The sequence below is a fragment of the Proteiniborus ethanoligenes genome (assembly GCF_900107485.1).
Classification (GTDB): Bacteria; Bacillota; Clostridia; order Tissierellales; family Proteiniboraceae; genus Proteiniborus; species Proteiniborus ethanoligenes.
Genome location: NZ_FNQE01000023.1, coordinates 16,529 through 37,953 on the forward strand (window position 1 = coordinate 16,529; position 21,425 = coordinate 37,953).

The 21,425-nt window shown below is 32.7% G+C and carries 16 protein-coding genes; 14 read left to right on the forward strand and 2 right to left on the reverse strand.

Going from position 1 to position 21,425, the window contains the following annotated elements:
- Window positions 1-149: 149 nt before the first annotated feature.
- From amrA to BLV37_RS10225, 8 genes are all read left to right on the forward strand, one after another.
- A complete protein-coding gene (amrA, locus tag BLV37_RS10190; RefSeq protein ID WP_091730915.1) occupies window positions 150-1,550 on the forward strand; it encodes an AmmeMemoRadiSam system protein A in 1,401 nt (466 codons plus the stop codon).
- Window positions 1,551-1,859: 309 nt separating this feature from the next.
- On the forward strand, window positions 1,860-2,489 hold the full coding sequence (locus tag BLV37_RS10195) for a hypothetical protein (protein ID WP_208975248.1): 630 nt from the start codon (window positions 1,860-1,862) through the stop codon (window positions 2,487-2,489).
- 176 nt (window positions 2,490-2,665) lie between these two features.
- Window positions 2,666-3,358 (forward strand): response regulator transcription factor, encoded by a 693-nt coding sequence (locus tag BLV37_RS10200; protein ID WP_091730918.1) that lies wholly within the window; start codon window positions 2,666-2,668, stop codon window positions 3,356-3,358.
- Window positions 3,336-4,916 carry a HAMP domain-containing sensor histidine kinase gene (locus BLV37_RS10205; RefSeq protein ID WP_091730920.1) on the forward strand — a complete coding sequence of 527 codons (1,581 nt, stop codon included), beginning with the start codon at window positions 3,336-3,338 and terminating at the stop codon, window positions 4,914-4,916. The genes BLV37_RS10200 and BLV37_RS10205 overlap by 23 nt, the downstream gene beginning before the upstream one ends.
- 172 nt (window positions 4,917-5,088) lie before the next feature.
- Entirely contained in the window at window positions 5,089-5,448 is a 360-nt protein-coding gene (locus BLV37_RS10210; RefSeq protein WP_244270522.1) for a flagellar protein FlaG, read from the forward strand.
- 24 nt (window positions 5,449-5,472) lie between these two features.
- Window positions 5,473-7,113, forward strand: a complete 1,641-nt coding sequence (fliD, locus tag BLV37_RS10215) for a flagellar filament capping protein FliD (RefSeq protein ID WP_091730926.1) — start codon at window positions 5,473-5,475, stop codon at window positions 7,111-7,113.
- A 23-nt stretch (window positions 7,114-7,136) separates the two neighbouring features.
- Window positions 7,137-7,538, forward strand: coding sequence for a flagellar export chaperone FliS (fliS, locus tag BLV37_RS10220; RefSeq protein WP_091731017.1), 402 nt, complete (start codon window positions 7,137-7,139; stop codon window positions 7,536-7,538).
- A complete protein-coding gene (locus tag BLV37_RS10225) occupies window positions 7,525-8,025 on the forward strand; it encodes a flagellar protein FlgN (RefSeq protein ID WP_091730929.1) in 501 nt (166 codons plus the stop codon). The genes fliS and BLV37_RS10225 overlap by 14 nt, the downstream gene beginning before the upstream one ends.
- A gap of 47 nt (window positions 8,026-8,072) precedes the next feature.
- Here BLV37_RS10225 and BLV37_RS10230 read toward each other — a convergent pair whose 3' ends face one another.
- Together BLV37_RS10230 and BLV37_RS10235 are read right to left on the reverse strand one after the other, a co-directional pair.
- The gene (locus BLV37_RS10230; RefSeq protein ID WP_176967949.1) at window positions 8,073-8,954 is read right to left on the reverse strand and encodes an FUSC family protein; all 882 of its coding nucleotides are present in this window, start codon (window positions 8,952-8,954) and stop codon (window positions 8,073-8,075) included.
- A gap of 591 nt (window positions 8,955-9,545) precedes the next feature.
- Window positions 9,546-10,403 carry an HDOD domain-containing protein gene (locus BLV37_RS10235; protein WP_091730934.1) on the reverse strand — a complete coding sequence of 286 codons (858 nt, stop codon included), beginning with the start codon at window positions 10,401-10,403 and terminating at the stop codon, window positions 9,546-9,548.
- 834 nt (window positions 10,404-11,237) lie between these two features.
- Between BLV37_RS10235 and hpf the strand changes: the two genes are divergently transcribed.
- The 6 genes from hpf to BLV37_RS10265 all read left to right on the forward strand — a co-directional run bounded on the left by hpf (window position 11,238) and on the right by BLV37_RS10265 (window position 21,419).
- On the forward strand, window positions 11,238-11,771 hold the full coding sequence (hpf, locus tag BLV37_RS10240) for a ribosome hibernation-promoting factor, HPF/YfiA family (RefSeq protein WP_091730937.1): 534 nt from the start codon (window positions 11,238-11,240) through the stop codon (window positions 11,769-11,771).
- Window positions 11,772-12,005: 234 nt separating this feature from the next.
- The gene (locus BLV37_RS10245; protein WP_091730940.1) at window positions 12,006-12,599 is read left to right on the forward strand and encodes a DUF5317 domain-containing protein; all 594 of its coding nucleotides are present in this window, start codon (window positions 12,006-12,008) and stop codon (window positions 12,597-12,599) included.
- A 114-nt stretch (window positions 12,600-12,713) separates the two neighbouring features.
- The gene (gene secA / locus BLV37_RS10250; RefSeq protein ID WP_176967953.1) at window positions 12,714-15,446 is read left to right on the forward strand and encodes a preprotein translocase subunit SecA; all 2,733 of its coding nucleotides are present in this window, start codon (window positions 12,714-12,716) and stop codon (window positions 15,444-15,446) included.
- Window positions 15,447-15,680: 234 nt separating this feature from the next.
- Window positions 15,681-16,785 (forward strand): peptide chain release factor 2 gene (gene prfB / locus BLV37_RS10255; protein WP_176967950.1). Its coding sequence is split into 2 segments (ribosomal slippage): window positions 15,681-15,755 and window positions 15,757-16,785, totalling 1,104 coding nucleotides; the frame shifts between segments, so codons are not numbered across the junction.
- A 171-nt stretch (window positions 16,786-16,956) separates the two neighbouring features.
- Window positions 16,957-19,110, forward strand: a complete 2,154-nt coding sequence (locus BLV37_RS10260; RefSeq protein WP_091730948.1) for a Tex family protein — start codon at window positions 16,957-16,959, stop codon at window positions 19,108-19,110.
- A 62-nt stretch (window positions 19,111-19,172) separates the two neighbouring features.
- Complete coding sequence (locus BLV37_RS10265) at window positions 19,173-21,419, forward strand: sensor histidine kinase (protein WP_143031504.1); 2,247 nt, start codon at window positions 19,173-19,175, stop codon at window positions 21,417-21,419.
- Window positions 21,420-21,425: the final 6 nt, after the last annotated feature.

Here is a 21,425-nt window from a genome sequence, read left to right on the forward strand (position 1 = left end):
TTGTTTAACGATTGTTTAACGACTGTATAACTACTGTTCAACTACTGTTCAACTACTGTTCAACTACTGTTTAGCTACTGTTCAACTAAGAACTAACAACTAAATATGATACAATATATATAAATACAATGTGGGAAAGGTGATCTTTTATGGGGAAAATATCAGCTTTTTATACTATGCCTCATCCACCAATAGTAATTCCAGAAGTTGGACAGGGTGAGGAAAAGAAAATAAAGAGGACATCAGAGGCGCTTGAAAAGGTAGCCATAGATATAGAAAATATAAAACCAGATACTATTATTATCATTACGCCTCATGGACCCTTGTTTAGTGATGCTATTGCACTTTCCTTTGAAAACAGTATAAAGGGGAACCTAGGTAGATTTAGGGCACCGGGGGTAAGCTTTGATATGGAAATAGATATGGAGCTTACTGAAAGAATAATCCAGTATTCAGAGAATGAAAATATACCTACAGCAGACATTACGAAAAATACTGGGGCTAGATATGGAGTCGAATATGGATTAGATCATGGTACTATGGTGCCCTTGTATTTTATCAATAGGAAATATAAAGATTACAAGCTAGTGCATATTACCTATGGCATGCTTCCTAAAATACAGCTTTACAAGCTTGGTATGTGTATTAGAAGGGCTGTAGAAGAAAGCTCAACCAATGCAGTATTTATAGCTAGTGGAGACCTGTCCCATAAGCTAACCCATGATGGACCTTATGGCTATAGCCCTCATGGTCCAAAATTTGATAAGGAAATAATATCACTACTTAAAGAAGGAGATGCATTAGGAGTATTTAACATGGACTCATCTACTATTGAAGGAGCAGGTGAGTGTGGACTACGCTCCTATTACATTATGTTTGGAGCTATGAATGGATATGATATTAAAGGAAACCTCCTAGCCTATGAAGGAACCTTTGGAGTAGGCTATGCTGTTATGGGTTTTTCTCTTAGGGAAAGCTCTATAGATATGCATAAGCTATTAATAGAGCAAAATCAAAAGAGGACAAAAGAGAAACTAGAAAATCCAAATCCATATATTAGACTTGCCCGAGAAAGCTTAACTCATTATTTAACATATGGAGAATATATGGATATACCCTCATATGTAACAGAGGAAATGAAAAAACTTAAAAGAGGGGTTTTTGTTTCCTTAAAAAAGGAAGGACAATTGAGAGGATGTATAGGTACTATTTTCCCAGTAACTAAAAGCATAAGCCAAGAGATTATTAGAAATGCTGTGGAAGCAGGATTACACGATCCTAGATTTATGCCTGTAGAGGAAGATGAGCTTGAGGAAATAGACTTTTCAGTAGATGTGCTTACAGAGCCTGAAAGGGCTTTAAAGGAGGAGCTAGACCCTAAAGTCTTTGGTATAATAGTCAGGAGCAGGGGCAAAACTGGATTATTGCTTCCAGATTTAGAGGGCGTAGATACAGTGGAGGAGCAGCTAAGTATTGCACTTCAAAAGGCGAGTATTTCTCCACAGGAAAATTATACTATTGAAAGGTTTAAAGTCATTAGACATAGCTAAGGGTAGGTGAAATTCTTGTTGCAGGACGGGTTGTTTTTTGAAAAATACAATGATAAGGTAAAATGCCATCTATGCCCCCACAATTGCTTAATACCAGAAGGTAAATATTGCGGGAAGATATTAGTAACACGAAATGGATATTTCATAAAGGTACACATGGATGAAAAAGTATGTCCAGAGTGTGGATATAGTATTAATATTGTGCTCTAAGATATAGGCTAGACAAAGGATTCAGCCTTTATTTTTTAAGTATTACTTTTATCCTAAAAATATGATAATATATAAGGATAGAAAAGAAAGGGGGCAAATATGGAAAGCCAATTTTCAAAAGGCGGAGAAGATAAAAAAAGAACAGTATATATATTACTTACTAATACAGGCTCAGTTCCGACAAGAATTCTAAAAGCATATACTAAGGCTCCGTATAACCATGTTTCTATTTCCTTTAGCTTAGATTTAAAGAAGATTTATAGCTTTGGAAGAAAAAAATATAATAATCCTCTTTGGGGCGGGTTTGTAGTAGAAAGTATAGATGGTGAAATATATGAATATTTTAGTGAAACCACCTGCTCAATTTATTCTCTTGAAGTAGATAGAAGTGCATATTATAGAATGAAAAAAGTAATTAGAGAATTTGAAAAAGAGAAGGACAAATATGTATATAGCTTTATAGGACTGCTAGGAGTTGCTATTAAGGTTCCTGTTGAAAGAGAGTACGGCTACTTTTGCTCTCAATTTGTAGCTAGAGTCCTTGAAAGAAGTGGGCTAAACTTTTTCGACAAGCCTCCAGGTTTAGTTACTCCAAATGATTTTATAACCATAAAAGAGCTTAATCACATTTATTCAGGCAAGCTTTCTGATTATTCTAAGGAAATTAGCCTTGGCAATTATAATAATTTTATTCCTATAAATAGAAAAGCACAATTAACCTTTAGGTAGACAATAAAATCTGCTTAAAGGTTTTAATTTTGAATAGGGAAAAAATCTTAAGAAATTTTTCAGAAATTATTTAAGATGTTTGTAAAGATTCTAATATACAATAAACTTAATAGTTCCTAGAGAAATGATATAATATATCTAATTACGAAATTATTAAATGAAGGGGCGGGGGATAGATGGCACAATATAATGTTCTTGTAGTAGATGATGAAGATGAAATAAGAGATGCCATAGAGATATATCTTAAAAACGAAGGAATCAGGGTTTTTAAGGCTAAGGATGGAATTGACGGACTTATGGTTTTAGAGGAGGAAGATATACACCTAATCATAATGGACATAATGATGCCAAAAATGGACGGAATAAAGGCGACATTTAAAATAAGAGAAAGTAAAAACATACCAATAATTATGCTTTCAGCAAAATCAGAAGATACAGACAAGATATTAGGCTTAAATGTAGGTGCAGATGACTATGTAACTAAGCCCTTTAATCCTATGGAGCTAGTAGCTAGAGTAAAGTCACAGCTTAGAAGATTTATCAACCTAGGGAATTATGAACAGAGGGAAGAAGAGATAAACGCAAACGGATTAATATTAAATACAAATACAAAGATGGTTACTGTAGACGGAGAGGAAATAAGACTTACACCTATAGAGTATAAGATATTAAGGCTCCTCATGGAAAACAGAGGTAGAGTATTTTCCATAGAAGAAATATACGAGAAAGTGTGGAAGGAGCCTTATTTTAATTCTGACAACACAGTAGCAGTTCACATAAGGAGAATTCGAGAAAAGATAGAGATAAATCCAGGGGAGCCTAAATACTTAAAGGTGGTGTGGGGAATTGGATATAAAATTGAAAAATAAATACATGCCATTGTTAATATTCATAGTTGTTGCTTATAGCCTTTCCATTTCAGCCTTTGCTGCTTTTGATATTAACAACAATATGGATTTACTAACCTGGGATCCTAGTGACAAAGCTCCAAGCAGGATGACTGTAGATTATCAGTACTATAATGCTATTAGGCAAAGAGTTATCAAGGAAATACCCATACTTGTAGCCTTTCTTTTTATAGGGGCTGGTCTTATAGCTTATGGAATAAAGGAATATAAGATACAGGAGTATTTAGAAAAACCATTAAAAATATATAGAAAAATCCCTATAGATTTTAGAGGGGGCGTATTCTTAGTATATTCATTTTTTATTCTTGCATACCTTAGCAATATGCATGTATTTTACAAGCCCATAAGAATAGGACATTTTATTACACTTTCCTTTGTAAGCCTTTATATAGCTTATTTTTTTCTAAATGCTTGGGATGCTTACAAAATGGTTACTATTAGTGGCTACTTGAGAGAACAGCTTAAGGAAAGCATAGTATATACAATGATAGCTTACCTGATAGGTAGCTTTGCAGTAAAATCAGTGGGTATCAAAATCCTTATAATAACCATATTAACTGCGTTTACTGGCTTTTTCTTTATAGTGTTTTTTATTGGATGGAGCAGTAATGGTTTTTTGTTTTTACTTTCAGGATTATATATGCTTTTATATTTAATATTTGTTCCTTATTATGTGATTAAGCATGTTAGCCAATTGAACAAAATAATCATAGGAGCAGAGGAAATATCCTCTGGGAATCTTAACTATGCCATAGAGGAAAATGTAAAAGGCCACCTTTCAAGACTTGCAAACAATATAAATAACATGGGGGCAGGCTACAAAAAATCAGTGGAGAATCAGTTAAAAAGCGAAAGGCTTAAGACAGAGCTAATAACAAATGTATCTCATGATTTAAAGACTCCTCTAACTTCTATAATAAATTATATAGATTTACTAAAGAAAGAGGATGTTTCTGAAGAAGAAGCAAAGGACTATATAGAAATATTAGATAGAAAATCTCAACGCTTAAAGACTTTAATAGATGATTTGTTTGAGGCCTCAAAAATGACTAGTGGCTCTATAGAATTAAATATTGAAAGATTAGATGTGGTAGCCTTATTAAAGCAATCCTTAGCAGAATATGACGAAAGGATTAAAGGCTCTTCCCTTGATTTTATAATGAACATTCCTGAACAAAATGTATATGCAAATCTTGATGGTAAAAAGACCTGGAGAGTTTTTGAAAATCTTATAAACAACATTCTAAAGTACTCAATGGACAATACTAGAGTCTATATTGATATAGAAGAAAATACAAACTATGCTATAGTTACTATGAAAAATATATCCTCTCATCAGCTAGACTTTGATTCAAAGGAGCTGTTTGAAAGGTTTATTCGTGGTGACAAATCTAGAACTACAGAAGGCTCCGGTCTAGGGCTTGCCATAGCTAAGAGCATAGTAGAACTTCAAGACGGAAGGCTAGACATTGAAATAGATGGAGATTTATTTAAAGCAATAGTATATTTTAAGAAGTAGTAAGGAAAATGCTCTTTATGAACTAGGACTATAGTACTAAGTTGTTAGTTGTTAGCTCTTGGTTCTTAGCTAACAACTAACAACCAACAACTAATTAACAACTTTTGTTAAAGTTTTGTGCGGGGATTGTCGATATTAAATATAGATAATTATTGGTATGGGAGGAGTTAATGTGCGTATAGAAGCTATAAAAACCAACGATATTCAATATAGTCCGCAACGAGTTGCTTCAGGAGATAGTATACCAAAAGAATTAACAAAAGAAAAAGCTGCTGAAAATGTTGAACTAAATCTTAAAAAGGAATATTCGGAAGAAGAAATTAAATCAGCCATAGGCAGTGTAAATAAAGCTATAAATCCATATGATAGAAAATTAGAATTCTCTATTCATGAAGCTACTAGATATATATCTGTTAAGGTAATAGATACAAACACAGATGAAGTAATCAGAGAAATTCCACCTGAAAAGATATTAGACATGGTAGCGAAGCTATGGGAAATGGCAGGCATAATTGTAGATAAAAAAATATAAGCTTTTTAAAAGAGGTGAAGCATTATGAGTAGTATAAGAATAACAGGTTTAGCTACGGGAATAGATACAGATAAATTGATTAAAGACATTATGAATGTAGAAAGAACTAGAGTAGACAAGGTACAACAGGATAGACAGATACTACAGTGGAGACAAGAACTATATAATTCAATAAACAAGGATTTTGCTAATTTTATACTAAATACTAGAAAAAGCTTTGGATTAACAGGTACTACATCTACTGGAGCTATGTACAATAATACCTTAAACAATCTTAATTGGATAAAAAGTGCCACATCTTCTAATGAAAATGTAGTTAAAGCAAGCACCACAGCTCAAGCTATTGACGGAAATTATAACTTAACTGTACATAGACTGGCTGATGGGGTGAAGGCTGCTAGTGGGGAAAATATTAAAGCAGGTATAGAAGGTGTGTTATCAGGCTTACCAGAGGGTGGAACAATAGAATTTAAAATTAATGATGGCAGTACAATTACCATTGAAAAAACAGATACTATGAGTTCAATAGTTAAAAAGATAAACTCCTCAGGTGCAGGTGTACAAGCATCCTTTGATGACAATATAGGAAGATTATTTATACAAACAACTGCTACAGGTAAAGATGCAAAGCTTTCTTTTACAGATGTAAATGGCAGTACAGGATTTATAGAAGCTTTAAAACTAAATGTAACAGCATATGATGAATCAACGGGAGAGATAGAAACTCCTAAAGCTTTAGCAATCAATGAAATATATAAAGGTACAAATGCAAAAATAGACTTTGCTGGTGCTACAGGCATAGAAAAACAATCTAACCAATTCACTATAAATGGTATCAATCTAGATTTAAGAGTTACAGGTACTACAACAATAAGAGTAGCCACAGATACAGATGCAGTATATGACAAGATAAAGGACTTTGTGGATAAATACAATGAGCTTGTGGACAAGATGGGTAAGCTGTTAGGAGAAAAACAGTATAGGGATTACAGACCTTTATCAGCAGAGCAAAAAGAAGCTATGAAGGAAAAGGAAATAGAGCTATGGGAAGAAAAGGCTAAAAGTGGACTCCTAAGAAACGATTCTATAATTTCACGTACTATGCAAAACATAAGGGGTTCACTATACAATAAAGTTGAAGAGCTTAAAGATATGCCCCTTAACTCACTTTACCAAATAGGAATAGATACAGAGGGGTATACTCCAGGAGCTGTAGGTGGTAAGCTAGAAATTAACGAAGATAAGCTGAAAAAGGCCATATCAGAAGATGTAAATGGAGTACTAGAATTATTATTTACAGAAGCAAAAACTACTACACAAAATGGCAAAACAGTACCTGATTTAAAATCAGGAGGAGTTATAACCAGAATATACAACAACATGATAGATGGCATGAAAGAAATAATAGGTAAAGCAGGTCCAGGTGAGGATGCTAACTTATATAGAAATGTCAATACAAGACTTATGCTAGATTTTGTTACTGAGCATAGCAGTATAAGTATGTTAGATAAAGACGTTACTAGCTTAAGTCGTAGAATTGATGATTTAAATGCACAGCTAATTAGAACAGAAGATAGATACTATAGACAATTTGCTGCAATGGAAAAGTTTGTACAACAAATGAACAGTCAAGGCTCTTGGATGATGCAGCAGTTAGGAATGTAAATTGAAAGGGTGAAAATATGGCAATGGCTTATAATAATATGCAACAGCAGTATCAGCAATACCAGCAAAATTCAATAATGACAGCCTCTCCTGAGGAATTGACTCTTATGCTATATAATGGTGCAATTAAATTTATGAATCTAGGAAAGCATCATATAGAAAACAAAGAAATAGAAAAAACAAATGAAGCCTTAAAAAAAGCGCAAGCTATAATAATGGAGCTAAATAACACATTAGATATGAATTATGAAATATCTAATAATCTCAGAAGTATTTACACATTTATTTTAGACAAGCTAATAGATGCAAACATTAGAAAAGATGCAAGTATTTTGGATGAAGCTTTACCTTTGATAGAAGAAATAAGAGACACATGGAAGGAAGCAATGAAGGAAGCTAGAAAAATAAAATATGGAGCACTATAGAGCAGGAGACGATAATATGGCAGAAAACACCATATATGATATGGTATCTATAATTGAAGAAAAGCTAGAGCTTCTAAAGCACATTTTAGATGTAAAACCTAAGCAAAAAGAAGCTATAGAAAAGGAAGATATAGATGCTATAGAATCTTCCTTAAGCACAATTCAAAAACAAATTTCTGCAATAGATCAGCTAGATTCCATATATGCAGATAAGCTTAAGGAGCTAAAGGATAGAGTAGGCGTAGAAAGCATCGAAGAACTAGACCACACTAAATTTCCTAACACTATAGCTTTAAGGGATAGAATAAAAGAGATAAGGTCAGTCCTTGAAGCAATAAAAATAATAGATGATGAAAATATAGCCTTAATGAACGATAAATTTCAAGAGACAAAAAAAAAGCTTAAAAACTTAAGAAAAGGTCAGAAGGTAGTAAAGGGTTATTCATCAGACCATGATGAGACCATGTTCATAAATGAGAGAAACTAAGAAATTAAAAGCTTGTACCATTTGTTGGTACAAGCTTTTTGTGCTTATTATAGTATTCCAAACATAGTCTTTAGCCTTTCAAGACAGTCTAGAGAAGCCCCTAAATGATAATTATATACAATATCTAAATTATCCGTTATATCATTTCCTACCAGATTTAGTCCATATAAACTATTCAAAATATCTGCATTATCCTTATGGATTTTAAAGCCTGTTCCCATTTGAGTCATTATATTTATATTGCTATAAAGCTTTTTAATTAGACCTCTTGATAGCTCTAAATCTATGGCGTTTGTATCTTTTCTGTAAAGATGGATATTTTGTTCCTCTAATAGTATTGGGTATTCGTTATTTATTGCTTCTAGCTTATCTTCTATTTCTTTTAGACAAGAGTCATTCAATGCACAATCCTCATTTAGTATAATAGTTTTAAGAGCTTGAGAAAATTCCTTGATTATATTTTCAGAGGCAGCGTATATTTTGTTTTTAGTGAGGGGTGGAGAGATAATAAAATTAACTACAACAGCAACTACAATACCAACCATAGTATCTAATACTCTATTTAAACTATAATATATTTTTTCTCCTTCTACATTCATCATTATAGAAATAAAGACTATGGTTGCTATGGATATGCTTTTGCTCCAGCCAAGCTTATTACAAATTTGAATTATTATAATAATTCCTATTCCAATTAATAATGGATTGCCGACGAATATCAATGAGCCTAAAAGCCCTACTGTTGCTCCTAGAACAGTTCCAAGAATTCTATTTTTCCCCATTTTATAAGAATCTACTAAATTGCCCTGCATTGCTATAATTGCAGCAACCCCTGCAAAAAAAGGCGAGTTAAGACCTAGAATATAGCCAAGAGAAATACTTAAGGTTACAGCAATAGATGTTTTAATGGTTCTCATTCCTATTTTCATTGAAATCACCCTCGTCATATTAATTTTACATAAGCTGTTTATAAGTAGAGCTTATATATATTCTATTATTAAGGAGCTAAAAAGTCTATAACTAGAGAGCCAAAAAACACAAGACAAAAAAGATTGAGAAGAGAGCTTCTGGCAAAACAAAACGGACAGCTTCTCTTCGTAGAAACTGTCCGTTAATTAATAATAGGACTTAAGTAGTTATACCAACCATCTTAGATTTTTTGGTGGACTGTCTAATAACATATATCACTCTTCCTGACTTTGCTTTTACCTTTCAGTTTGAAAAACATATAAACAGCTTTACTATCTCTAAATCCTAAACCTATCTTTAAATCTTAAACCTATAACTAAATTCCTTCAACTAATTTAATCACAAATCTAAATCAAATATACTTCTAACTACTAAACTACTTTTCTATTACAATTTACTTAAATATGTTACTTAGCTTGGGAGATGGTTGATACAGCGCTACCACGTCCTATTGATTACATTATACATCATTCTACAAACTTTGTAAAGAGATTTTTCAGAAAATTTCAAAAAATCAAAAGATTAAGCTTGAGAAAGATTAATATTTATAATTAGCTAAGATTAAAGCCTTCTTCATCATAAAGAACATCAGAAACATCTGAAATTATTTGCTCTATAGTATGCTCATCAATATTTAATATATCCATAGCATACCTTGAAAAGTTATACTTTAAACTATCTATTCCTAAATCTATTCCCAGCATCATGACTATTGTATCAGCAATATGAATTATGGACACTAATGTAGGGTTATTCTTTGCTTCCTGTGGTATATGATGATATGCAATGGCCTCTACTAAATCAACAGGAAAATTCCATTTCTCTGCAACCTTAGCTCCTATTTGTCCATGATCAAATCCAAGAACTTCTTTTTCTGCTTCTAAAAAGGTTTTTTCACCACTTTGAACTATTTCCACTATTTGATAGAATTCATTAGTTACATAATAATTTAAAATAACCTTGCCGATATCCCTTAATAGACCAGCTATATAAGCCTCTTCTGGATTGATATTTTTAATTCTTAGCTTTTTCGCAATAAACCTAGCTATTATGGCACAGGACTGAGATTGCTCCCAAAGCATATTTTTCTTTAGACCATATCCAGGCAACTCTTTCACGAGTATTTTATTTACACTTGAAGCTAAAGCTATGCTTTTAATAGTCTGAAATCCTAATAGGACAGTAGCTTCTGAGATAGTGCTTATTCTTCTGGAGTACCCATAGTGAGTTGAGTTTGCTAACTGCAGCACCTTTGAAGTAAGGGTTTGATCCTTTAATATAACTTCTTCTAAATCCTTAACTGTAGATTCTGGATCCTCTGTAAGGCCTATTATTTGCATCATAGTATCTGGAAGGGAGGGCATGTCTCTAACTTTTCTAACTATTTGCTCTAATGAAGCTTTACTCATATATATTACTCCTTTAGTTTTTTATTGTACATCAAGCTTATATATAAATCTTATAATTATTTACAATTATTATCCATAGAGAATAGGTACTATTTTTTGACCTTTATCGACTATTATGCATATGTATTTAAAAACAACACTTATCTAAGCTTTAACTATATATTGTGCATAGTTATAATATTATACACAATAAAAAGAATAAGTATAATGGTCAAGTAAATTAAGAAAATTAATATTATTTGGCAGTATTATTTTCAATTCACGGTTTTCCACTTAATATACACAGGTTTTACACATAAAAATGTGCACAAATAAACAGTTGTCCACAAACTTATGCACATTATCCACAAAAACCTCTATATTTTATCCACAAATAAACAACAGAATAAATGTGGATAAATATATGAATAATTATACCAAACAATGAATATAAAAATTTACCATATAAAAAATCATTCTAAAATTGACAAAAACAATAGAAACACATTAACTATGACTTTAACCTAAAGTGAGAATATATATTAGATGTTTACTATACATTAGTATATAAATATTATTTAAACAAGTGATTCTACATTAAGTCGAATTACTTAAACCCTATAGAAATGAATACTTAAATTTACATATAAAAATAATATTTAAAATTAAAACTTTGTTATTTTATACATGCTGTGGGTATTATATATATAATAAACAAATTATTATTTGAAAAATTATAGTCTTTATTAAATATTTGAATATTCTCAAAGGAAATTTATTATTTATGTAGAATTTAATATTTATAAATTAAATATAATTTATAATTAACATTTAAACTGAAGGGAGTTGAAGTGTATGAAAATCACTATCAGCGGCAAGAATATGGCGGTAACAGATGCACTTAGGGACACTATCGAAAAGAAGGTTAGTAAGCTAGACAAGTATTTTTATCAGGATGTACCAGTTGATGTGACATTAAGTGTTGAGAAGAACAGGCAAATCATTGAGGTAACAATTCCTTTTTCAGGTGCTATTATTAGGGCAGAAGAATCTACAGAAGACATGTATCAATCCTTAGACAAGGTAATAGATGTCTTAGAAAGGCAGGTTACAAAACACAAGACTAAGCTTCAAAAAAGAAATAAAGGACTAGATACTATTAGATTTGAGAATGTTCAGGCACTTCCAGCTTCAGAAAATGATAAAGAACCTAGTATAGTTAGAACCAAAAGATTTGCAATGAAGCCTATGGATGCAGAGGAAGCAGTATTGCAAATGGAGCTACTTAGACATGCGTTTTATGTATTTAGAGATGCAGAAACAGATGAGGTTAATATAGTTTATAAAAGAAAAGATGGTAATTACGGATTAATCCAACCAGAATTCTAAATGAAGATTATTTACATAAGCGGCAGAAAATTTCTGTCGCTTTTTTGTTGGTGTTTTCTCCCTTTATTTTGCCCTTTCTTAAATATAAACTTGACCATTAATAGGCTTCATAAAAAGCTTTTTTTATATATTAAAAGGAATTTATATAAAAATATAGAATAGTAATAATTGAAGTAAGAATTATAGTTTAAACCTTATAATTCTTGGGTACGGCAAAGAAAGGGGGAAAAACTATTGTTAATAGAGAGTGTTCTTTTAGCTATCTTATTTGGGAAAATAAGGGGAGGGAAGTTTTCTAGACTATCCCATTTAGAGTTTAAAAAGGTATGGGTTTTTATTTTAGCCCTTATCCTCCAAGGAAGCATAATCCTTTTTGGAGTTAACGGTAATGAGTTTGTCCTTAAGTATATAAAAGAATTATACATAATTTCCTATGTACTTTTGTTTATAGGCATTGTAATTAATTTTAAACATAGATCCTTGTTAATTATTTTATTAGGAGCAGGATTAAATATTTTTGTAATGTTTAATAATGGATGGAAGACACCTATATCTATCGATGGATTACTACTTGCAGGATATTCAGACTTAGCAGATATTGCTATGACTGGAAAGCTTGCCTTTTACACTCCCCTAGAAGGTAGTTCAAAGTTTGGATATTTAGGCAAAATAATCACGGTTCCACCACCATATTTTTATCCGCAACTCCTAAGCATTGGAGATATTTTTATTACACTTGGCTTATTTTTATTTATCCAGAGTATAATGACTAATGAAAGCTATGATAGAACTAAAATGATCAGATTTAAATATAGAAGCAAAATATGAAAAGCATCTAAGGGTGCTTTTTTTGTGTGTATAACTTTACTTGTAACAAATTAACATTAATGATAAAATTAATTGATAAGTCAAAATTTATAAGAGGTGAGAAGCTTGAAGAGAATGTTTGAAAAGTTCTTTGGGACTTATAGTGAAAGAGAGATAAAGAGGATAGAGCCTATAATAGAAGAAATAGAAGCTTTAGATGAAAGGATGCAAAGGCTTAGGGATGATGAATTAAAAGGGAAAACACAAGAGTTTAAAAATAGATTAGATGCTGGGGAAACACTAGATGATATATTACCAGAGGCATTCGCTGTAGTTAGAGAAGCAGCACATAGAGTTTTAGGCACTAAGCATTACAGAGTACAGTTAATAGGCGGTATTGTACTTCATCAAGGAAGAATAGCTGAGATGAAAACAGGTGAAGGTAAAACACTAACAGCTACACTAGCTGTATACCTAAATGCACTTACTGGAAAAGGAGCTCATGTAGTTACAGTTAATGATTACCTAGCTAAGAGAGACAGGGATTGGATGGGTAAGGTTTACGAATTTTTAGGATTATCTGTAGGCTGTATATTGCACGACATGAGCAATGAAGCTAGAAGAAAAGCCTATGAATGTGATATTACTTATGGAACCAACAATGAATTTGGATTTGATTATTTAAGAGACAATATGGTCATATATAAACATGAAATGGTTCAAAGAGAGTTAAACTTTGCAATAGTAGACGAGGTAGATAGCATATTAGTTGATGAAGCTAGAACTCCTCTTATTATTTCTGGCGAAGGAGATAAATCTACTAAGCTATACTATGCAGCTAATGCTTTTGTACAGGGGCTTAAGGGCAGGATATTAGACCCAAATGAAGAAAAGGTTAGCAGGCTAGAAAGAGAATACAAAGAGGAAACAGTAGATTTTGTTGTAGATGAAAAGGCTAGAAATGTAACTATTACAGAAAGAGGTGTAGAAAAGGCAGAGAGAGCCTTTGGAGTAGAAAACCTTGCAGATTCTTCAAATATGGAAATATCCCATCACATTAATCAAGCATTAAAGGCTAACAATATAATGAAAAAGGATATTGATTATGTGGTTAAGGATGGAGAAGTAATTATAGTAGATGAATTCACTGGAAGACTTATGTTTGGTAGAAGATACAGTGAAGGTTTACATCAGGCAATAGAAGCTAAGGAAGGCTTAGATGTAAGGAGAGAATCTAAAACCCTAGCAACCATTACCTTCCAAAACTATTTTAGAATGTATAAAAAACTTTCTGGTATGACGGGTACAGCTAAGACTGAGGAAGATGAGTTTAGGGAAATATATAATGTAGATGTTATAGAGATACCAACTAATAGGCCAGTAGTTAGAAGTGACTATCCAGATGCTGTATATAAAAATGAAGAGGCTAAATTTAAGGCTGTTGTAAATGAAATTAAAGAAAAACACAGTAAGGGTCAGCCTGTGCTAGTAGGTACTATATCAATAGAAAGATCAGAGATTTTAAGCAAAATGCTTAAAAAAGAAGGAGTAAAGCATGAAGTATTAAATGCCAAGTATCATGAAAGAGAGGCTGAAATCGTAGCTCAAGCAGGTAGATATGGAGCTGTAACCATAGCTACCAACATGGCAGGACGTGGTACAGATATAGTACTGGGAGGAAATCCTGAGTTTATAGCAAAAAATGAACTGAAGAAAAAAGGCTATGCTGATGAAATAATATCTCTGGTTGATGGATTTGCAGATACAGATGATGAGGAGCTAATAGCTGCAAGAAACATATATAGAGAAGAATTAGAAAAAGCCAAAGGCCTTACTGGGGAAGAAGGAAAAAAAGTTTTGCAGGCTGGAGGTCTTCATATAATAGGCACAGAAAGACATGAATCAAGGCGTATAGATAATCAGCTTAGAGGTCGTGCAGGACGTCAAGGAGATCCTGGTTCATCAAGATTTTATGTATCCCTAGAAGATGATTTAATGAGACTTTTTGGTAGCGATAGAATTAAAGGCATGGTAGAAACCCTTGGTATGCCAGATGATGAGCCATTAGAGCACAACCTACTTTCTAAATCTATAGAAAGTGCTCAAAAAAGAATAGAAGGACGTAACTTTAGTATCAGAAAGCATGTTCTTCAATATGATGATGTTATGAACAAGCAAAGAGAAGTTATATATGCTGAAAGAAGAAAGGTTCTTGAAGGTGAAAACCTAAGAGAGCACATACTTTCAATGGCAGGAAATATTATTGATGCTTTTATTGGCACATATACAGAGGGCATAAAATATCCCGAGGAATGGGATTTAAATGGGCTTATAGACAAAATTTCAGAATTTATACCTGTAAAGGGAATGTTAACATTTGAAAAACCTGAGGAGCTTACAAAAGAAAGCTTAAAGGATGCTATATTCAATAAGGCAGTACAGCTTTATGAAGGCAAGGAAAAGGAAATTGGAGAAGAAGTCATTAGAGACATTGAAAGAGTAATACTTCTAAAAACAGTAGATATTAAGTGGATGGATCATATTGATGCAATGGATCAGCTAAAACAGGGAATCGGACTTAGAGCAATGGGTAATGAAGACCCTGTAATAGCTTATCAGGTAGAAGGCTTTGATATGTTTGAAGAAATGACAAGGAGCATTCAAGAAGATACAGTTAGAGCTCTTTACCATCTTCAAAAGCCTGAAAAGGTTGAAAGAGAAAGAGTTGCAAGAGTAACTGGTGCAAGTCATGGAGAAGCAGAAAAAAAATCTAAGCCAGTAATAAAGGGGCAAAAAATAGGCAGAAATGACCCATGTCCATGTGGAAGCGGTAAAAAGTATAAAAAATGCTGTGGACAGAATGAGTAAGAGAAAATTTAAATAAAATACGCGCTCACGGTTTCGGACCTGAATAATTCTATTAGCTCATTTCGATAAAAAATCCTACAACTTGCAAACTCGCTTCGCTCAAACAGTGCAAGTTGCTTAACGGATTTTTCATCTACATTCGCTAAGAATTATAGTCATGTCCTGCAAATGTTCGCTTAGTATTTTATTTAAATTTTTCATCAAAGTTAGCTGAAAATGTAAGGAGATGATTATTTGATTGAATTTGAATTGTATAGAGATAAAATAGCTGCATTAAAAGAGGAAATCAAAGAGGTTGGTGTTTCTCTTTGACTTAGGTCATCTTAGAGAGCAATTAAGCAAATTAGAGGAAAAGACTTATGAACAAGGCTTTTGGGATGATGTAAACAACGCTCAAAAAATAATGCAGGAAATCAATTATATAAAGGATAAATTAGGAGAATACGAAGGCATATTATCAGAATTAGAGGATGTAGAGGTATTACTTCAGCTTGCAGAAGATGAAGATGAGCATTCCTTAGAAAAGGAAATAAGAGAAAACACTGAAAAGGTTCAAGATGAAATTAGCAACCTAAAAATAGCAACTCTTTTAAGTGGAGAATATGATAAAAATGGTGCAATACTATCTATTCACGCAGGAGCAGGAGGATTAGAGGCACAGGATTGGGCAGAAATGCTCCTAAGAATGTACAAGAGATGGAGCGAGGGAAAGGGGTATAAAACAGAGGTTTTGGATATTATTTCTGATACAGAGGGTGGTATAAAAAGCGTAACACTTTCAATAAGCGGATTAAATGCTTATGGATATTTAAAATCAGAAAAAGGTGTTCACAGACTAGTTAGAATTTCACCCTTTGATTCCTCAGGTCGTAGGCATACATCCTTTGCATCCGTAGATGTGTTTCCTCAGCTAGATGAAGATATTGAAATAGACATAGACCCAAATGACTTGAAAATCGACACATATAGGTCAGGTGGAGCTGGAGGACAGCATGTTAATACTACTGACTCAGCCATAAGAATTACTCATATACCCACAGGAATAGTAGTTCAGTGTCAGAGCGAAAGGTCACAGCATAGCAACAAAGCAACAGCCATGAGAATGCTAATGGCAAAGCTAATAGAGATAAAAGAGCTTGAGCAAAAAGAAAAGATAGAAGACATCCAAGGGAAATATACTCAAATAGCTTGGGGTTCACAAATAAGATCCTATGTATTTCATCCATATAGCTTAGTAAAAGACCACAGGACAAATGCAGAAACAGGTAATACCTCCAGTGTAATGGATGGAAATATAGATATGTTTATGAACGAATATTTGAAATATAAGGCAAAATAGTCATCTAAAGGATGACTATTTTGTGTATAACATGTAAATCCTTAGGAAATTTTTCCTATCATTTTCCTAAAAAGAGGGAAAAGGTTTTTATATGTAGAATACTATTTAGGGGATAATCAGAAACAGCATATAATCTTTAAATCAAAGACTAAACTAAAGGAGAGATAATCATTGGACATAATATTAAGACTTGTGGAAGAGTTTAAGCTAAAAAAGTTTCAGGTTGAGAATACAGTTGGCCTTATTGATGAAGGAAATACTATACCCTTTATCGCAAGATATAGAAAAGAACAAACAGGAGAATTAAGCGATGTAGTTTTGAGAGACTTGTATGAAAGGCTCACATATTTAAGAAATCTTGAAAATAGACAAATGGAAGTCATTAGACTAATAGAAGAGCAAGGAAATCTAACAGAAGAGTTAAAGAAAGAAATACTAGCCTCAGAAACACTTCAAAGAATAGAGGATTTGTATAGACCTTATAGACCTAAGAGGAGAACTCGAGCTACAATAGCTAAAGAAAAAGGTCTAGAGCCTTTAGCAAATGTAATATTATCTCAAGAGATAAATAGTGGAAATCTAGAAGACATAGGGGAACCTTATATAGACGAAGAAAAAGGAGTAACTACAGTAGAAGAAGCTTATCAAGGAGCCATGGATATAATTGCAGAGATAGTATCTGATAATGCAGAGTTTCGAGAGCTAATAAGAAATATAGTCTTTGATAAAGGCATATTAGTAACTAATGCAGTGGACAAAGAAACAAAATCAGTATATGAAATGTATTATGACTATAAGGAACCAGTAAAAGCAGTAGCAAATCATAGAGTGTTGGCTATAAACAGAGGAGAAAAGGAGAAGTTCTTAAGAGTAAAGGTAGATAGTCCAGATGATAATATAATAGATATTTTAAAATCTAAAGTAGTAGTTAATTATAAAGCCATAACAACTCCATACTTGTTATCTAGTATTGAAGATGGGTATAAAAGACTTATATTCCCTTCCATAGAACGAGAAATTAGAAATACCCTTACAGAAAGGGCAGAAGAACAAGCTATAAAGGTATTTGGACAAAATCTAAAGCCACTACTAATGCAGGCGCCAGTAAAGGGAAAGGTAGTTATGGGATTTGACCCTGCCTTTAGAACAGGATGCAAGATTGCAGTAGTAGACGAGACAGGAAAGCTTCTTGACCATACTACTGTTTATCCAACTGAGCCTCAAAACAAGGTAGAAGAAGCTAAAAAAGAATTAACAGAACTTATTAAAAAACATAGTGTAGACATTATTGCTATAGGAAATGGAACTGCTTCTAGAGAATCTGAAATGATAGTTGCAGATATGCTAAAGGATTTAAACAAAAAAGTATATTATACTATAGTAAGTGAAGCAGGAGCTTCAGTATACTCAGCTTCTAAGATAGCAAATGAAGAATACCCAGATATAAATGTTTCCATAAGAGGTGCTATATCTATAGGAAAAAGACTTCAGGACCCGTTGGCTGAGTTAGTAAAAATAGACCCTAAAAGCGTTGGAGTAGGTCAATATCAACACGATATAAACCAAGGAAAGCTAGACGAGACCCTTAGAGGGGTTGTAGAAGACTGTGTAAACAATGTGGGAGTAGATTTAAACACTGCTTCTGTTTCGTTACTTAGCTATGTTTCAGGTATATCAGCAGGTGTAGCAAAAAATATAGTAAAGCATAGAGAAGAAATAGGAAAGTTCAACGATAGAAAAGAGCTTTTAAAGATAAAAAGACTGGGAGAGGCAACCTTTGTTCAATGTGCAGGCTTTTTAAGAATATCTAATGGAGATAATCCTTTAGATAATACCGGAGTTCACCCTGAATCCTATGAGGTAGCCTTAAAGCTTATTAATAAGCTAGGTTTTTCTGAAGAGGACATTAAAGCAGGTAAGCTTAAGGAAATAGACTCTATTGTAAATGAAAAAAATATAGTAGAATTTGCCAAGGAGCTCCAAATAGGAGTACCAACCTTAAGAGATATTTTTAAAGAGCTTAAGAAGCCAGGCAGGGACCCTAGAGAAGAAATGCCAAAGCCAGTTTTCAGAACGGATGTATTGAAAATGGAAGATTTAAAACCAGATATGATACTTACAGGTACTGTAAGGAATGTAGTTGATTTTGGAGCATTTGTAGATATAGGAGTAAAACAGGACGGCTTAGTGCATATTTCTCATTTGTCTAATAAATTTGTTAAAAACCCAATGGACGTAGTGTCTGTAGGAGACATAGTAAATGTAAAAATACTAGATGTAGATATTGAAAAGGGTAGAATAGGACTTAGTATGAAAGAAGCATAGGAAGGAGTTTATACAAGGGATTATTGGGAAGGGAGCTAATAAAAGCTGGGGGGGATAAAATAGTGGGTGATAAAGCTAACAAACTTAAATACACACCCAGTACTTTATGCGGAATATTGACCTCAAGTGTAGATAGCCAAAAATACAATATATTTAAAGAATTAGCCTTAGAAATATTAGGGGACAAGGGATGCTTTATTTTTGCTTATAATACAGAAGTAGATTTGATTTACAGCGAAAAAAGAATTAAGGACTGGAGCATTGATTATAGTAGATTCGTTAAAAGCGGTCAAATTATACCAGTTTCAACGGATGAATATCTAAAGGATGGTACTATAGATATTCAGCATGTATACAGTTATTACTGTAATTTAATAGACAAATGTAAGGAAAAAGGACATGAAAAAATATTAATCTATGGAACTAGAAACAAATTTTACGAAGGTAAATTAACCTTTGAAAAGTCTTATGAGTTCCATAATGCAATTAAAAAAATTGCAATGGGAAAAGGGGTTATGATATTAACCAATTTCTTTTTAGATGAATTTAGTGAAGAATATTTCTATAGCTTGATGTATTTATATGATAAGTTTTTATTATACGATTCTAGTAAGGTATATATATATAAACCTAATAGCTTTACTGAGATAGAAGTGCTTTTTAGATACGTTAAGAGTATTTTTACTGATAGGATGCTGCTTCACAGAGAAAATAAAAAGCTAGAGCTACTGAATGAGTTAATACTAGACTCTTCATATAGGAATACTACGGATGATTTATTAGATACTTTATTAGTTAAAATATCTGAGATTACTAGTATAGATTTTGGCTGTATAATGAAGATTACAGATAACTTTTTAGTTAAGGAAAATATACTAGGAAGATATAAACTGCCTCCCGGATATGAAGAAGAGTTGGATAGACATAAACTCAAGCTTGATGAAATTGTTATATTTTCAAATAATAGAGTGACTATACAATCAAGCGAGGATTTTGAAGAACCTATACTAAATTGTATTTATAAAAAATATAATATAAAAACCTTTGTAAGCATACCTATTAAATCAAAAAACAATTCTGTTATTGGTATTATGTTTCTTTTCTCTAGTAAAGATAGTAAAAGCATATACGAGCATATACACTTTTTAGAGGCTGTAGGTAGCACTCTTTGGGCACTCATTCAGAAACAGAAGCTACAGGAGGATTACCAGAAGAGTATTAGCAGAACTGAAAAGCTAAAGGCTTTAGGGGAACTGGCTGGAGGAATAGCCCATGATTTTAACAATCTTTTAACCACCATATTAGGCTTTTCTCAAATTGCTTTATCTCAAGAGCTAAGTCCTGACTTGAAGGAGTATATGAATATTATCTATAAGTCTGCTTTAGATGGGAAAAATATAGTAGAAAGGATATTAAGCTTTAATAGAAAGCAGTTTAACCATAAAAAAGATATATATTCCATAAACTCTATAGTTGAAAGCAGTATAGAGATGGCAAAACCTAGATGGAAAAATTATTATGAATCCTGCGGAAATAGTCTAGTAATAATAAAAGAACTAAAATCTAATAGTAAAATACTTTGTGTAGATCATGAAATTAGAGAAGTGATAATAAACCTACTTTCAAATGCTATGGATGCTATGGAAAGTGGTGGTACACTAACAATAAAAACCTATGATGAGAATAATAAGGCTGTAATTGAAATAGGAGATACGGGACCTGGAATCCCTGAAGAAGTAAGAGAAGAGATTTTTGAACCCTATTACAGCACAAAGGGAGCTAAGGGGACAGGCTTAGGTTTATGTATTGTTAAAGAAATAGTGGAAGAGCATAATGGCATAGTAGAGATTGAAAGCGGGTCAGGCTGCGGCACCATATTTAAGCTTTATTTTGATGGTATCTTAAGAAGCACAAAGTCTAATAATGTGGTTAAAGCAGAGATGAGCATAGATGTAGAAAAGGAACTAAAAGTTCTTGTGATAGATGATATTTCGCAAGTAGGAGATACTATAGTTAGGATGCTTTCTACTTTAAAAGTAGATGCAGACTTAGAAATTACAAGCTCAGATGTAATGGCTAGACTACTTCAAAAAAAATATGATATAATTATATGTGATTTAGCAATGCCAGATCCAAATGGTATAGGATTAAGCAAGAAAGTTAAAGCTCAATACCCAGATGTTAAATTTATTATTATAACTGGCTGGCCTAGTGAATTAATGAGCAAAAACTACGAAAGCGTAGACTATGTATTGACTAAGCCTTGCACCTTAGAGGATTTGGCTAAAGCAATCAAGAGTGTTACATAATTGTAC

Coding starts and splice junctions, on each gene's coding strand:
- fliD (WP_091730926.1), top strand. CDS start 5,473: ATGAGTAGTATAAGAATAACAGGTTTAGCTACGGGAATAGATACAGAT.
- secA (WP_176967953.1), top strand. CDS start 12,714: ATGTTTGAAAAGTTCTTTGGGACTTATAGTGAAAGAGAGATAAAGAGG.
- hpf (WP_091730937.1), top strand. CDS start 11,238: ATGAAAATCACTATCAGCGGCAAGAATATGGCGGTAACAGATGCACTT.
- BLV37_RS10195 (WP_208975248.1), top strand. CDS start 1,860: ATGGAAAGCCAATTTTCAAAAGGCGGAGAAGATAAAAAAAGAACAGTA.
- BLV37_RS10225 (WP_091730929.1), top strand. CDS start 7,525: ATGGAGCACTATAGAGCAGGAGACGATAATATGGCAGAAAACACCATA.
- BLV37_RS10230 (WP_176967949.1), bottom strand. CDS start 8,954: ATGAAAATAGGAATGAGAACCATTAAAACATCTATTGCTGTAACCTTA.
- BLV37_RS10235 (WP_091730934.1), bottom strand. CDS start 10,403: ATGAGTAAAGCTTCATTAGAGCAAATAGTTAGAAAAGTTAGAGACATG.
- fliS (WP_091731017.1), top strand. CDS start 7,137: ATGGCTTATAATAATATGCAACAGCAGTATCAGCAATACCAGCAAAAT.
- BLV37_RS10200 (WP_091730918.1), top strand. CDS start 2,666: ATGGCACAATATAATGTTCTTGTAGTAGATGATGAAGATGAAATAAGA.
- amrA (WP_091730915.1), top strand. CDS start 150: ATGGGGAAAATATCAGCTTTTTATACTATGCCTCATCCACCAATAGTA.